The organism is Desulfovibrio sp. DV (assembly GCF_001936595.1).
Lineage (GTDB): Bacteria > Desulfobacterota > Desulfovibrionia > Desulfovibrionales > Desulfovibrionaceae > Solidesulfovibrio.
In genome coordinates this window covers 79,807-95,128 of sequence record NZ_MLBG01000003.1, presented here as the reverse complement: position 1 = coordinate 95,128, position 15,322 = coordinate 79,807, and the positions used below count along the sequence as shown (strand labels likewise).

The window sequence follows — 15,322 nt, the reverse complement described above, 5'->3', positions numbered from 1 at the left end:
GACAGATCGAATCCGGCAAGGCCGCGCCATGCCGGACGATCTTTTTTTCGAGAAAGCGGCAGGCGGCAAAAGCGGTTGCGTCATCAAAAGAGCAGGGCGTCGCCCAGGGTCCACACCTGGGACCAGCGGCCGGTCAGTTCCAGGTCAACGACCGCTTCCTGGTCCTTGAGCCAATCCGGGACGATGAACTCGTACCGGGCGCTTATCGGGGTCCAGCGGTCGGTGAGGTTTTGCAGGGCAAAAAGGAGTCGGCGGCCGCCGTTTGGGTGGGTGGCCCAGATCCGGACCATGCCGTCCTGGCCGACCCGGGGGAAAAACGACAGCCGGTCCCGGCTGGTGGCCAGGGTCAGGCGAATGACGCCCGGCCGGGAAGGATCGGCCGGGGTGCGGGCCGACCATTCCCCCAGGCGGCTGTCCGGGACTGTTGCGATGTTGTCGCGCTCGGCCGGGAGCCCGGCCTGGGTGGCGTCGGTTGTCGGGCTGAAGCGTTCTTCGAGATAGTTTGCCAGCAGGCTGGCGGTGAGATGGCGTTCGGCGCTGTCCAGGCAGGCTGCCGCGTCCCGGGCCGGACAGAAAAAGGCTTCCAGGCCGGTGAGGCGCAGGGTCTCCTGGGAGCCGCCGGCCAGGGTCGGGGTGCGGGAGGTCGCGCGCAGGAGGAGGTCCACGGTCAGGGTGGTGTAGGGGGCGTCGCGGCGCAGGGCGATCTGGCGCTGATGGGTGGCGTCGTAGCCGGTGGACAGGGGGTGGCTGGTTGGCGGCTCGTCGTCAAAGCGCACCAGGGCGGCCAGGGTGTTGTCCTGGCCGGTGTTGTCGAAAAGGACATTGATGCGGATTTCCTGGGGTTCTGGCGGGGCGTTGAGGGCGAAGACGGCCCGCACCTGCCCCTGGGCGTCGTTTTGGATGGGAATAATGGCCGGCCCTCGGGCGTTTTGGTGGTGGCGCACCCCCCGGGCAATGTTGGCTGTGGCGAAAAAATCCCGGTAGCCCATGGGCAGGCCGGCCCGGCCCGGCAAGGCGGGAATGCGGCGAACCGGATCGCGGGGCACGGACAGGGCCAGGACCGTTGAGGTTTCGATCTGGTGGCGCACGGCCCCCCGGCCAATGCGCGCATCGAAATCGTCAGCGCTTTCTGCTAGATAGCCCCAATGGCCGCCGGCAGCAAAGAGCAGGGTGGCGGTCCGGTCGTCCGGGGTCAGGCCGGGGTTGTCCACGGCGTTTGGCCGGGGCGACTGGGCCAGGTACCAGGACACGACATTGCCGTAGAAGGCGTTGCCAAAGGAAACCACCGTGGCCGGGCCGAAAAGTCCGGCGATCCCGGCGGCGGCCAGCTTGTAGTTGTTGCCGATGATCGGCACCTGGTAGCTGCCGACGGCGTAAAACCGGTCCCGGTGCCACAGGAGCGGACCCAGGGCAGCCAGGGCCAGCACGGCCACGGTGACGGCCGGCAGCCGGGGGGACAGCCGGGGCAGGCAGCCCAGTCCGGATGCCATGGCCAGGGCGATGGGGATGCCAAGGCCCGACAGGTGGCGGGCATAGAGCCCGGTGGCCTTGCCCAGGGCCACAAGGAGGCCGAGCGGCACCAGGGTGAGGATGGCAAGCAGGGTAAAGGACCGGCGGTCGGCCCGCAGCAGGGCCCAAAAGCCCAGTCCGGCGGCAAGCGCCACCAGCAGCCGGGCCAGGGGGATTTCGAAGAGGTACAAAACGCCCAAAAGGGCCTCGCCAACGGCTCGGGCCGCGTCGGCCATGGTTTCGTCGGAAGCGGCAATGAGGGCCGGGGTCTGGCTGGCCCGGATCAGCCCGAAATAGGCGGCAGCGGTGATGCCGGCGCAGCCGGCGGCGTAGAGGAGCACAGCCGGCATCCGGGACCGGGGCCGGGCCAGGGGCGGGACGAGCAGCAGGCAACAGCCCATGGCGGCCAGCAGGGGAAAGGACAGGTAATGGGTGGCGACCATGAGCGCGGCGCTGGCCAGCAGGCCCCAGATGGAGCGCAGCCGGCCGTCCTTGAGGAAGCCGGCCAGGAAATACAGGGCGCACAGGTAAAAAAAGAGCCACAGGGAATAGGGCCGGGCCATGCGGGACAGCCACAGGTCCTGGGGCATGGCCAGCCACAGTGCGGCAGCGGCCAGGCCCACAGGCCGGGAGAAAAGGCGCGTGCCCACGGCCATGACCAGGGCCACGCAGCCAAGGCCGGCCAGGGCCGGCAGCAGGCGCACGATAAAATCGTTTTTCCCCAGAGTGAGAAAGGCCTTGAGCAGCAGATAGAACAGCGGGGGATGTTCTTCCAGGCTTTGCGACAGCTCCAGGATGGCGGAAACCGGGAGGCTGGCATTGAGCGGTGCGGCCGCCTCGTCCAGCCACAGCGACGGCGCGCCGAGGCGGTAAAAGATCAGAAAGGCTGCAAGGCCAAGGACAAGGGTGGGGATACTCCGGGATTGGCGTGCAACAACGACGCTCAAGCGGTCAAACACACTCCCCACAACCACCTCAAATGGGATGCAATAACTTGAGAGTGGTCCGCTAACGTCGGGAAAGTCAATACGATAGGCGGACGGTATCCAAAATGTCATGGAGCCGGGCCGTGGCCGCCCGGCTCCTGTGCCGCCGGTTTGCCGCCGGGCATCGCAGCCGTTGCCCCCGGGCCGGGCCTCGGCTACGGTGGCCCCATGCAAAGAGCCGGTTTTTCCTTTCTTATATGTCCCGACCCGGAAATCATCCGGGAGCGGGTGGAACGCCTGCTGGCGGATTGCGGCCAGTCGTTTGCCCGGGAGGTGTTCTGGGGCGATGAGGAGATTGGCGCGCCGTTTTGGAGCGCCCTGACCGTGGCCAGCCTTTTTGCCGGCCGCCGGGCCGTGGTGATGCGCCGGGCCGAGGCCTTGCCGGCGGAGTTCTGGCCCAAGCTGGCCCCGGCGCTCAAGGGCTTTAACGACGCGGTCTGGCCGTTTTTCTGCCTGGAAGGGCCCCTTGACCGCAAGGGTGGGCCGAAGTTGCCCAAAACCCTGGCCGATCAACTCTATTTCAAGGTGGCCCAAAAGCGCAAATGGGTGTTCGTCTCGCCCGGCCTGACCCGCCGGGACATGGGGCCGCGCCTGTCGGACTGGGCCGCCCGCCGGGGGCTGGCCCTGGGGCCGGGCGTGGCCGAGGCCCTGGCCGGGGCGCTGCCGCCCTCCCTGGCCCATGCCGACAACGAGCTGGCCAAGCTGGAACTGGCCCTGGGCGACCGCACCAGCCTGGAGCTGGCCGATCTGGGCCTCTTGTCCCATCACGAGGGCATGGACGGCTTTGCCTTTCTCGACGCCCTGGCCGGCGGGCGCGACCCGACCCTGGTGTGGCGGGAGATTTTCGACAAGGAACTGGCCGGCGAGGAGATGATTTTCCCGTTTATCGGGCTTCTGCTCTACGAAGCCCGGATGATGTGGCGTCTGGCCGTGGGCGAGGCCGACGACGTGCGCCTGCCGCCCCAGGTGCGCCAGAAAAAAGAGGCCATGGCCCGGCGGCTGGGGGCGGCCGGCCTGACCCGGATCTTTGAAGCGGCCTTTGCCGCCGAGGCCGGCATCAAAACCGGAGCCAGAAAGCCGGATCAGGCCATGGAGTTTCTGACCGCCGAACTTTTCCGGCTTTTTGGCGGCCAGATGCGGGCTTCCCCCCGGGTTTCCCCATGACAGGGCCGGAATGTTCCCTTTTTTCGGCTGCAGATTGTCGGTTTTTCCTGCCCATCCGCCACAAACGCCTTGCCCGGACCGCAAACCATGCTTAGTAAGAAAGAATCGCCACACTACCTCGGCCATCGCCGCCGCCTCAAAGACCGGCTGCTGGAAAATCCGCGCGCCCTGGCCGACTATGAAGTGTTGGAGCTTGTCCTGGGCTACGTCAACATCCGCCGCGACAACAAGCCCCTGGCCAAGGAACTGCTGCAGCGGTTCGGCAATGTGCGCGGCGTGCTGACGGCGCGCCTGGAGGAAATGCGGGACGTGGCCGGTTTCGGCCCGGGAGCCGAGGAATTCCTGACCCTGTGGCGCGAGGTCTGGGCCAGGTTCCACGAGCAGCCGCTCAAGGACCGCATGGTGCTTAACAGCCCCGAGATCGTGGCCGAAATGGGCCGCTCGCGCATCGGGGTCAAGGAGCACGAGGAATTTTGGATGGCCCTGGTGGACACCAAGAACCGGCTGATCGGCTGGGAACAGGTGAGCAAGGGCACGGTGGACCAGGCTGCGGTTTATCCGCGTGAGGTCATTGCCGCAGCCCTGCGCCACAAGGCCAGCGGGGTGATCCTGGTCCACAACCATCCCGGGGCCGACCCACGGCCCTCGGTCGAGGATGTGGAATTCACCCGGCGCATTGTCAGCGCCGCCCGGGAAATGGACATCCGGGTCCTTGACCACCTGGTGGTGACGGAAAACCGGTTTTTCAGCTTCCAGGCCGAAGGCATGATCTAACCCAAGGAGGCGCTCCATGACGGCGACGGATGCCACTGCAAAGGCGACGCCAAGCCTGCACGCCACCATCTCCGGCACGGTGCAGGGCGTGTATTTCCGGGCCTGGGTCTGTGATCAGGCCGTCAGTCTCGGGCTTAACGGCTGGGTGCGCAATCTGGCCGACGGTCAGGTGGAAGTGCTGGCCCAGGGCGCTCCCGATGCCCTGGCCGCCCTCAAGGAGCGCCTGCCCCAGGGCTCGCCCCTGGCCCGGGTGGATTCGGTGACGGCCACCATGATCGATTACGACAAGGCCTATACGGCCTTTGCCATTCGCGGCTAGGCCGGCCGCCATTCGTTGAGGCCGCCTCTTCGGAGGCGTGATCGGCCCCTGTGCCGCTTTCGAAGCAGACAAGGAGTCTTCGCACCATGGACAAAGAACACGACCCGCAGGCGGTCCCCGAGGCTGATGCCCCCGAGGCCGACGCCCCCAAGGCCGACGCCGCTCCGGTGGCTGCCGGGACCGAAGGCGACGAGACGAGTCCGCCCGATATTCCAACCGAATTGCCGGTGTTGCCCGTGCGCGACATCGTGGTTTTCAATTATATGATCCTGCCGCTGTTTGTCGGCCGGGACAAGTCGGTCCAGGCCGTGGACGCGGCCTTAAACGGCTCGCGCTACATATTGGTGCTCACCCAGAAGGATGAGAAGGTCGACGACCCCGGGGCCGACGACCTCTACCGGGTCGGCACCGTGGGCATGATCATGCGGATGCTCAAAATGCCTGACGGCCGGCTCAAAGTGCTGGTCCAGGGCCTCACCCGGGCCCGGGTGAAGGAATTCAGCTCGTCTGAGCCCTATCTCCAGGCCTCGGTGGAAGTGCTGGCCGAGCGCGATCCCAAGGAAGCGACCCTGGAGCAGGAAGCCATGATGCGGGCCGCCCGGGAGCAGAGCGAGAAGATCCTGTCGCTTCGGGGCATGGCCTCGGCCGATATCATGGCTGTTTTAAACAGCGTCAACGAACCCGGCCGGCTGGCCGATCTGGTGGCGTCGAACCTGCGGATGCGGGTGGAAGAGGCCCAGCGGCTGCTGGAGTGCGAGGACCCGGTGGAGCGGCTGCGGCTGGTCAACGACCAGCTGGTCAAGGAAGCCGAAGTGGCCACCATGCAGGCCAAGATCCAGAACATGGCCAAAGAGGGCATGGACAAGGCGCAAAAAGACTTCTTCCTGCGTGAGCAGCTCAAGGCCATTCGCCGGGAGCTTGGCGAGGGCGGCGAGGAGTCCGACGACCTTGAGGAGCTCAAAGAGGCCCTGGACAAGGTCGGGATGCCCAAGGAGGTCAAAAAGGAGACGGACAAGCAGCTCAAGAGGCTGGTGTCCATGCATCCCGATTCCTCCGAGGCCGGCGTCATCCGCACCTATCTCGACTGGATGGTGGACCTGCCCTGGAAAAAGCTCTCCAAGGACCGGCTCGACATCAAGGAAGCCAAGCGCATCCTCGACGACGACCATTTCGATCTGGAAAAGGTCAAGGAGCGCATCCTCGAATACCTGTCGGTTCGAAAGCTCAATCCGGGCATGAAAGGCCCCATCCTGTGCTTTGTCGGCCCTCCGGGCGTGGGCAAGACCTCCCTTGGCCGGTCCATTGCCCGGGCCCTTGGCCGCAAGTTCGTGCGCATGTCCCTTGGCGGGATGCGCGACGAGGCGGAAATCCGGGGCCACAGGCGCACCTACATCGGCTCCATGCCCGGCCGGGTCATCCAGAGCATCAAGCAGGCCGGCACCCGCAACCCGGTCATCATGCTCGATGAGATCGACAAGGTCGGCTCGGACTTCCGGGGCGATCCGTCCTCGGCGCTCCTTGAGGTGCTTGATCCCGAACAGAACAATTCCTTCTCGGACCACTACTTAAACGTGCCCTTTGACCTGTCCAAGGTGATGTTCATCTGTACGGCCAACATGCTCGACACCATTCCGGCGGCGCTCCTTGACCGCATGGAAGTGATCCGCCTGCCCGGCTACACCGAGCAGGAGAAGGTCAAGATTGCCCGGCGCTACATTCTGCCGCGCCAGATCGAGGAAAACGGCCTGGCCACTGCGGACGTGTCCATCTCCGATCTGGTGGTGGCCCGGGTGATCCGCGACTACACCCGCGAGGCCGGCCTGCGAAACCTGGAGCGCGAGATCGGTTCGGTGTGCCGCAAGCTGGCCCGGCGCAAGGCCGAGGGAGAGGAGCCGCCCTTCCGGGTGACGGTTTCCTCGCTGGAAAAGCTCCTTGGACCGGCCCGGTTCATGGACGACGAGCGCGAGGCCGATCTGCCGCCGGGCGTGGCCGTCGGTCTGGCCTGGACCCCGGTTGGCGGGGTGCTTTTGCACATCGAGGCGGCCACCACCCCGGGCAAGGGGGCGGTGCATCTGACGGGCAAGCTTGGCGAGGTGATGAAGGAGTCGGCCCAGGCGGCGCTGACCTATGCCAAGTCCCGGGCCAAGGAACTCGGCATCAACCCCGAAGCGTTTGAGAAAAACGACATCCACATCCACGTGCCGGCCGGAGCCACGCCCAAAGACGGCCCGTCGGCCGGCGTCACCCTGGTCACGGCGCTGATTTCGCTTTTGACCAACACGCCGGTGTGCAACGATCTGGCCATGACCGGTGAGATCACGCTTCGCGGCCGGGTGCTGCCGGTTGGCGGCATCAAGGAAAAGATCCTGGCGGCGGTGGCCGCCGGCATGAAGCAGGTCATCATTCCGGCCAAGAATATGAAGGACATCCTGGATATTCCCAAGGACCTGCGCGGGCGCATCAAGATCATGCCGGTGGAACGCATCGACGAGGTCTGGCCGTTGGCCTGCGCCAAGCCCGAGGTTGCGGCCGAGGCTGCGACGGCGCAGACGCCCGAGGCGACGGCCTAGACGAACGAGTCCGTATGGACAGCGACCAAGAGGCCGGGGCGGAGACGCTCCGGCCTTTTTTGCGGTGCAGCCCCGCCTTTGCGCCGCCCTGTACGGCTCCAAAAAAGCCGGGGAAAATACCTTCACCCCGCACCGATCCGCCACAGCCGGCGTCCCGGCCTGATCCGGGGCATGTCGGCGTGGGTGTGGCAATCCGATCTGATCTGGTGTATGTCTCAAGAATGCGGGGACACCGGTTCTCGCGTCTGCCCTGAATTTTAATACGCTGTTTTTGTTGGTTGTTTTGTAAGCCGCCATCAGGCGGCCAAACTTTTTTCCCGCAATTGACAACGCTTAGGAACAACGCCCCATGACCAACCTTCCCCTGCCCGCCGATCTGCCCGAGGCTGCTGTCAACGACAACGCCATGGTGGTCCTGTCCAAGCGCTACCTCAAAAAGAACCCCGACGGCTCCCCCGAGGAGGACGTCCGGGGACTGTTCTGGCGCGTGGCTGCGGCCATCGCCGCCGAAGAGGCCAAATATCCCGATTCGTCCTGCACCCCGGAGGCCCTGGCCCGGAAATTTTACGATCTCATGGTCGGGATGCGGTTTCTCCCCAACTCCCCCACCCTCATGAACGCCGGCACCCCGCTTGGGCAGTTGGCCGCCTGCTTCGTGCTGCCGGTCGGCGATTCCATGGACGAGATTTTTGACGCCGTGAAGTTCGCCGCGCTTATCCACAAATCCGGCGGCGGCACGGGCTTTTCCTTTTCGCGGCTTCGCCCCAAAAAAAGCCGCGTCGGCTCAACCGGCGGCGTGGCCTCCGGGCCGGTGTCGTTCATGCGGATTTTCAATACCGCAACCGAGCAGGTCAAACAGGGCGGCACCCGGCGCGGGGCCAACATGGGCATCCTGCGGGTCGACCACCCCGACATCCTGGAATTTATTTCCTGCAAGGAACGCGAAAACGAACTGCAGAATTTCAATATCTCGGTGGCGCTGACCGAACGCTTCATGCAGGCCGTGGAAAAGGGCGAGGACTACGACCTGATCGACCCCCGGGACGGCTCGGTGCGAAGCCGGCTTTCGGCCAGCGAGGTCTTTGCCCTGCTCGTGCGCAAGGCCTGGGAATCCGGTGATCCGGGCATCGTCTTTCTCGACCGCATCAACCGCGACAACCCCACCCCGGCCCTGGGCGACATCGAGTCGACAAATCCCTGCGGCGAACAGCCACTCCTTCCCTTTGAAGCCTGCAATCTCGGTTCCATAAATTTATCGGTATTTTACGATCCGCAGGCCAAGGACGGCATCGACTGGAAGGGCCTGGCCGAAACCGTGCATCTGGCCGTGCGCTTCCTCGACAACGTCATCGACGCCTCGCGCTATCCCTTTGAACAGATCACCGAAATGGTCCACGCCAACCGCAAGATCGGCCTTGGCGTCATGGGCTTTGCCGATCTGCTCTATCTCCTTGGCGTGCCCTACGACAGCACCGAAGCCCTGTCCCTGGCCGAGAAGCTCATGGAGACCATCCAGGCCGAGGCCCGGTCCGCCTCCAAGCTCCTGGCCGCCGAACGCGGCCCCTTCCCGGCCTACCCCGAATCCATCTACGGCAAACGCAATCTCGGCCCCTACAGAAACGCCACCACCACCACCATCGCCCCCACCGGCACACTGTCCATCATCGCCGGCTGCTCGTCCGGCATCGAGCCGCTGTTTGCCCTGTCCTTTGCCCGCCATGTCATGGACGGCGAAAAGCTCGTGGAGGCCAACCCCCATTTCGTGGCCGCCCTCAGGGCCGCCGGAGCCCACTCCGACGCGCTCATGGAGGAGGTCACCCGCAAAGGCTCCATCGCCCACATCGGGATGCTGCCCGAGAACCTGCGCGAAGTCTTCGTCACCGCCATGGACATCGAGCCGGTCTGGCACCTCAAAATGCAGGCCGCCTTCCAGAAATATACCGACAACGCCGTATCCAAGACCGTCAACCTGCCCGGCACAGCCACCCAGGAAGACATCCGGGGTATTTACTGGATGGCCTACGAACTGGGCTGCAAAGGCGTGACCGTCTACCGCGACGGCTGCAAGGCCAATCAGGTGCTGTGCACCGGCGACGGCGCTCCGGCCGACCCGGCCAAGAAGCCAACCAAGGTGCGCACCCGCCCGGACATCGTTTTCGGCTTCACCCAGAAGGTCAAAACCGGCATGGGCGAACTCTATCTCACCGTCAACGAGATCGACGGCAAACCCTTCGAGGTCTTCGCCACCATCGGCAAATCCGGCCGTTCGGTGACGGCCAAGGCCGAAGCCATCGGACGCCTCGTGTCCCTGGCCCTGCGCTCCGGGGTCAGTGTGGACGACATCGTGGGCCAGCTCAAAGGCATCGGCGGCGAAAACCCGGTGTTCCAGAAAAAAGGCCTGCTGCTCTCCATCCCCGACGCCGTGTCCTGGGTGCTGGAAAACCGCTACATGGAAGGCCGGACCGTGCGCGACGACACCGGCACGCTCGGCCACCCGCAATGCCCGGACTGCGGCTCGGACCTCGTCTTCGAAGAAGGCTGCCACGCCTGCAAAAACTGCGGCTATACCAAGTGTGGATGATGATTGAGAAGAGAAAGATACGAAGAGAATAAAGACGCCTCCGGCGGCCGGGGGGATGATCCCCCCCGGACCCCCTCGATGGAAAAGGGGGTGGGGCGTGGCGCAAGCGCGCACGAACGCGGCAACTTTTTGGAAAAACGTCTGCCCCTCTCGCCCCTCCCTCGCCAGGGAGGGTCCGGGAGGGGGTTACCCCCTCCCGGCCGCCGGAGGCATCTTCTCCTACTCTTCCACGAGGTCTTTTTGAGCAAAATAGACGACATCATCGCCCGTATGGAGGCTCTGGAAAAGGAGCTGGCTGCGGAGTTCGATCACGTCGGCACTGAGGTCCGCTACACCATTGAGCGCAAAAAGGTCCATTTCACCAAAGAGATCCAGCAGCGGCACAAGCTGCTGGCCACGAAATGGTCGGCGTATGTCGCTGCATCCGGTTTTCTGAGAATGCTTACCATGCCGATCATCTGGGGAGCCGTCATCCCGGCCCTTATCATGGACCTTTCCATCACCTTTTATCAGTTCGTCTGCTTCCCCATCTATGGCATCCCCAAGGTGCGGCGTTGCGATTACATCGTCATTGACCGCCACGCCCTGTCCTATCTCAATTGGATCGAAAAACTCAGCTGCGTCTACTGCGGCTATTTCAACGGCCTGCTCGCCTTCGTGCGCGAGGTGGCCGCCCGCACCGAACAATACTGGTGCCCCATCCGCCATGCCCGCACGCCCAAGTCCACCCACTCCCGCTACCGGTTCTTCCTGGAATACGGCGACGCCGAAGGCTACCGGGCGCGCCTGGAAACCGTGCGCCGCCAGTTCGACGATCTGCGCGGACGCGGCAAGGGGAAGTGAAGGGAGGGGAAGAAGGAAGATGCCTCCGGCGGCCGGGGGATGATCCCCCCGGACCCCTGCAAAGGGAAAAGTGGGATGGAGCCGGCAGGCACAGGGTGGGTTGCGTGGTCAAGGATGCGCCGTGAACCACATTCCGACCGCGCTCCGACCGCGCTTCCACCCACCCTTTGAAAAGAAGAAAGTTTTTGGGGAGGGTGGGGGCGTGGGGGAGGGAACCCCTTTTTCCCAAAAAGGGGTTCCCTCCCCCACATCCTCTCTCGTCCTCACGCCACTTCAGCTACTTGCACAACCACAGGGCCGCGTGTTCGATGCCGCGCAGGATTTTGAGGCTGGTGGTGGCGAAGACGTGTTCCAGCGAGGAGGGCTTGTGGCTGGTGCGGCCGATGGCCACGGCAGCATATTTGCCTTCGTTGGCTTCGGCCAGGATGGTCCGGGCCGGATTGGCCGAGGTGAGCACTTTGACGCTGATGCGCGCATCGGGCACGCCGTTGGCTTTGACTTCGGCCAGGGCGCGGCCGAAGATTTGTTCCGCGTCGATGCAGCGGTCATCGGTGCAGACATGGAGCAGGGTGATGGAATGTTCCGGATCGTGGCGCACCATGTACCCGGCATGGTCGGCCACCCGCATGCATTCGTCCGACCCATCCACGCACACCAGCACGTTTTTGCGGCCGCGCTCCGGGTTGCGGCAGATCCAGATGGGAAACGACAGCGATTCCCATAGGATGCGGTGCGACACCGAATCCGTCACCATCTCCTCAAACCAGGACAGGCCCCGCCGGCCCAGCACGGCCGCATCGTAAAGGCCTTCCTCGGATTCCCGGACGATCTCCTTGACTGTGCCGAGCTTGCCCCGGGAAAATTTGACCAGCACCTGATCTTTGGAAAAGCCCATGGAATAGAGCCATTCCTTGGCCTTTGCCATGGCCGGCACACCGAGCAGGGCTTTGTCTTCCTCAATATGCACGATGGCTTCGGGATTGGCGTCCAGATCGATGGGATCGAGCCGCCAATCGGGTTTGCGCGGCACAACATAGAACAGGGTCAGCTTGAGGTCGGTTCGGTTCGAGAAGAAATTGTAGACGAATCGAAGGCTTTGGGACGTTTGATACTCGTTGCTGACGGTCACCAGGAGATGTTTTTCCATGAGCCTGATCCTTGGGGCGCAGGAGCCCGAGGTCAAGGGTGTTTTATAGGAAGGCCAGTGCAAAAAATCGAGAGCGGATGCCTCCGGCGGCCGGGGGGATGATCCCCCCGGACCCCTGCAAAGGGGCAAAGACGGGTTGATGGCTTTCCCATTGCATCAGGTCGGCCAAGGGCCGTGGCAACAGCCGCGCAAAGGTGTCGCAAACAACCGTTGCCCCGGCGGCCAAAGGGCCGTGGCTGCGTCAACCCCCTGCAATTGAAGACGGTGGCCGGCCCTGTCGGGGGCTGTCGCCGGGAACCCGGCTGGTTGCAGAAGGGTCATTTGTCTTGGATAAAACATCTTGCGTCAGGTTGGAAAGGGCTTATTGTCTCTCTCGACGTTGAGAGTCAATTTCAAGGAGTCCGGTCTATGGATACGCTGATCGTGGTTGTGATCGTGGCGGTGGCGGCCTGGTATGTGTACCACAAGTTTTTCGGCAAAAAGGCCGGTTCGTGCGGCTGCGGCTGCAGCGGCGGCTCGTGCGGCAGCGGGTCCGGGCCGCAAAAGGGTGCATCGTCGTGTTGCGACCAGCCGGGCAAGCGCCTGTAGCGGCATATTCCCGAGGGTATCCGGCCACCTGCAGCCTGCCGGTATTTTGGGCCGCCGGAGACAAATGCTCCCCGGCCATCGGTGCGGCTGCCTTTCTTGGCGCAAGGCCCGGCAGACGTCGGGCCTTGCGCCGTTTGAGAGCTTAGAAATTCTCGAATTCGGTGTCGTCGCTGCCCCCGGGGGTTCCCTGCAGGACAATGCGCGCGCCGCCATGCCGGGGTCTGCCGCCGTGGGGCAGGGCTTTGGGGGCTTTGCCCGGGCCGGCCGGGCGGCGCTGCCGGGCGGCTGGTTCCTGGGAGCGCCGGGGGGTGTCCACCTGGAAAAAGGCGATGATGGCCCGGAGCTGTTCCGACTGCCCGGAGAGTTCCTCGGCAGTCGAGGCCAGTTCTTCCGAGGCTCCGGCATTTTGCTGGATGGTCTGGTCGAGCTGTTGCAGGGCTTTGTTGACCTGGCTTGCCCCGGCGCTCTGCTCCTGGCTGGCGGCGCTGATTTCCTGCACCAGTTCGGCGGTGCGCTGGATGTTGGGCACGAGCTGGGTAAGCAGGGCGTTGGCCTGGACCGCCACGTCGGTGCTGTCCTTGGCCAGGGTGGTGATTTCCGAGGCCGCCTGCTGGCTGCGCTCGGCCAGCTTGCGCACTTCCGAAGCCACCACGGCAAAACCCCGGCCGTGTTCGCCGGCCCGGGCCGCCTCGACTGCGGCATTGAGGGCCAGCAGGTCGGTCTGGCGGGCGATTTCTTCGATGATCGAGATTTTGCCGGCGATCTGCTTCATGGCCGCCATGGTCTGGACCACGGCCTCGCCGGACTCCTTGGCATCCTTGGCCGCCTTGACGGCGAGGCTTTCGGTTTGCCGGGCGTTGTCCGCGTTTTGCTGGATGCCTGAACTCATCTCCTCCATGGAGGAGGAGGACTCTTCCACGGCCGCAGCCTGTTCCGTGGCTCCCTGGGAGATGGCCTCGGCCGAGGCGGAAAGCTCTTCGCTGCCGGCGGCCACATTGTCCGTGCCGGACTGCACATCCATGACGATTTCGGTCAGCGTTTCGATCATCCGGGCCAGGGATTCGAGCATGACGTCATTTTCCGAGCGCTTGACGACCTGGACGCGCAGGTCGCCGGCAGAGAGTTGCTTCGCGGTCTGGGCGACCTGGATTTCGGCCGCAATGAGGGCGGCGATGGAGGGCATGAGGACGTCTTTTTCCGAGCGTTTGGCGACTTCGATGTCCAGGTCGCCAAGGGACAGCTTTTTGGCCACGCCGGCGATTTCCCGTTCCGCCGCCAGGAGCTTGCCCATGGAAATGAGCAGGACGTCCTGAGGCGAGCGGGGCGTGATCTCGACATCGAGATTGCCCAGAGCCATCTGTTCGGCCACGGTTGCGACCTGCTGCAGGGCGGCCACCATGGACCCCAGGGATTCGAGCATGACGTCGGCATCGGACCGCTTGGTCACATTGACCTGCAGATCGCCCGAGGCCACGGTTTTGGCCAGCGTAGCCACCCGTTTTTCGGCCTGGGCCAGATTGATGAAGGCCAGGAGCAGTTTGTCGTCGTCGCAACGGGGCTTGAGGGCCACATCCAGGTTGCCGTCGGCGAGTTGCTGGGCGGCGGCGGCCACGGCCTGCTCCGACCGGGCCAGTTCACCGATGGAAATGAGCAGGGAATCCTCCGGTCCCCGGGGTGTTATCGACACGGAGAGATCGCCCCTGGCGATATGGGCCGCCACCTCGGCCACCTGTTTTTCCGAGGCCGCGACCAGACGCAGGGCGTCGGCCAACTGGCCCAGTTCGTCACGCTGCGAAACAGGGAGCGTCTGTCCCAGGTCGCCCTGGGCCAGGCTCCGGGCAAAGGCGGCGCCGGCAGCCAGCGGCCGGGTAATCGAGCGCGCGGTCATGATGGAGATGAAAAAGGCCAGCAAGGCTCCAAGGAGGGTCATGGCGGCGGTGACGCGGCTGGCGTTCTGGCGCTGGCTGTCAAAGGCTTCGTCGCCGGCCAGGTTTTCCTTGGCCAGGGACGTGCTGATCTCTTCAAGGGGGGCAAGCGTGGCCACGCGGATGGTATCCACCTGTCCGTCCATCTGTCGGATTTCCTCCTCCAGCGCGTCGGTGGAACCTTCCTTGCCGGAGGCGGCCACGAGGGTCTCAAGCTTGGGCAGCATCTTTTTTTCAAAATGCTCAAGATAGTTGGCGTAGCTGTCGGCAAAGCGGCCGGCCAGCGCCCGCTCTTCGGCGGTGTCGGCCAGGGATTGGACAAGGCGGATGTCTTCTTTCGCCTTGTCCTTGGCCTTGGCGAAATCGGCCTTGGTCTGGGCCAGTTCCCGATTGATCTGGGCATCGCCGATAATGGCGTACAGGCCGCTTACCCGCAGGGAGACGTCCATGACGGCCTTGGCGTCCAGGGCGCGCTTGGCCCCTTCGTCCTGAATTGTGCCCAGATGCTCCATAGCAACCAACTGGTAGGCGGCCAGGCCGATGAAGATGGCGATGACCAGGGTGAACCCGCCAAAGAGCTTGTACCCCACCTTGATGTGCTTAAACATGCCGACACCTCATTGTGACGCAGACGACCGTCCGGGCAGGACGTGTCGGGTGCCTGTCTGACCGAAGTCAGATCGTTAAAGAATCCCCCCTCGTTCCTAGAACAGAAAGCAAGTTGTTGTCTATTGGGTACGTGGTTGGTGCATTGGTGCATTGATGCTGTTGTGCTCGTTTTGCGGCTGCCGGCTGTCGGATGGTGCGGCCGGGCGGCCTCTGGCGGTCGGGCCTGGATCTGGCTGCATGGCCGGCCGAGGGCCGGGGCCTTGACAGGAGTGCAACGGCTGGTTCGCAGGGACGCAGGATGCCTTTA

Annotated in this window: 10 protein-coding genes; 7 read left to right on the top strand and 3 right to left on the bottom strand. The window is 64.2% G+C overall.

What is annotated here, in order from left to right; translation table 11 throughout:
* Window positions 1-83 precede the first annotated feature (83 nt).
* The gene (locus DVDV_RS01710) at window positions 84-2,456 is read right to left on the bottom strand and encodes a glycosyltransferase family 39 protein (RefSeq protein ID WP_075353023.1); all 2,373 of its coding nucleotides are present in this window, start codon (window positions 2,454-2,456) and stop codon (window positions 84-86) included.
* Window positions 2,457-2,663: 207 nt separating this feature from the next.
* On the opposite strand from DVDV_RS01710, the gene DVDV_RS01705 reads away from it, so the two are divergent.
* The 6 genes from DVDV_RS01705 to DVDV_RS01680 all read left to right on the top strand — a co-directional run bounded on the left by DVDV_RS01705 (window position 2,664) and on the right by DVDV_RS01680 (window position 10,746).
* The gene (locus tag DVDV_RS01705) at window positions 2,664-3,659 is read left to right on the top strand and encodes a DNA polymerase III subunit delta (RefSeq protein WP_075352998.1); all 996 of its coding nucleotides are present in this window, start codon (window positions 2,664-2,666) and stop codon (window positions 3,657-3,659) included.
* Window positions 3,660-3,746: 87 nt separating this feature from the next.
* Window positions 3,747-4,433 carry a DNA repair protein RadC gene (radC, locus tag DVDV_RS01700; RefSeq protein WP_075352997.1) on the top strand — a complete coding sequence of 229 codons (687 nt, stop codon included), beginning with the start codon at window positions 3,747-3,749 and terminating at the stop codon, window positions 4,431-4,433.
* Between the two features lie 16 nt (window positions 4,434-4,449).
* Complete coding sequence (locus tag DVDV_RS01695; RefSeq protein WP_075352996.1) at window positions 4,450-4,752, top strand: acylphosphatase; 303 nt, start codon at window positions 4,450-4,452, stop codon at window positions 4,750-4,752.
* An 86-nt stretch (window positions 4,753-4,838) separates the two neighbouring features.
* Window positions 4,839-7,322, top strand: a complete 2,484-nt coding sequence (lon, locus tag DVDV_RS01690) for an endopeptidase La (RefSeq protein ID WP_075352995.1) — start codon at window positions 4,839-4,841, stop codon at window positions 7,320-7,322.
* A gap of 349 nt (window positions 7,323-7,671) precedes the next feature.
* Window positions 7,672-9,903, top strand: a complete 2,232-nt coding sequence (locus DVDV_RS01685; protein WP_075352994.1) for a vitamin B12-dependent ribonucleotide reductase — start codon at window positions 7,672-7,674, stop codon at window positions 9,901-9,903.
* Window positions 9,904-10,143: 240 nt separating this feature from the next.
* Complete coding sequence (locus DVDV_RS01680; protein ID WP_075352993.1) at window positions 10,144-10,746, top strand: hypothetical protein; 603 nt, start codon at window positions 10,144-10,146, stop codon at window positions 10,744-10,746.
* A 277-nt stretch (window positions 10,747-11,023) separates the two neighbouring features.
* On the opposite strand, the gene DVDV_RS01675 is transcribed toward DVDV_RS01680, so the two are convergent.
* Window positions 11,024-11,893 (bottom strand): universal stress protein, encoded by an 870-nt coding sequence (locus DVDV_RS01675; RefSeq protein ID WP_075352992.1) that lies wholly within the window; start codon window positions 11,891-11,893, stop codon window positions 11,024-11,026.
* 408 nt (window positions 11,894-12,301) lie between these two features.
* Here DVDV_RS01675 and DVDV_RS01670 point away from each other — a divergent pair, with 408 nt between their 5' ends.
* Entirely contained in the window at window positions 12,302-12,481 is a 180-nt protein-coding gene (locus DVDV_RS01670) for a FeoB-associated Cys-rich membrane protein (protein WP_075352991.1), read from the top strand.
* Window positions 12,482-12,623: 142 nt separating this feature from the next.
* On the opposite strand, the gene DVDV_RS01665 is transcribed toward DVDV_RS01670, so the two are convergent.
* Window positions 12,624-15,014: a methyl-accepting chemotaxis protein gene (locus DVDV_RS01665; protein ID WP_075352990.1), complete on the bottom strand. Its 2,391-nt coding sequence runs from the start codon at window positions 15,012-15,014 to the stop codon at window positions 12,624-12,626.
* Window positions 15,015-15,322: the final 308 nt, after the last annotated feature.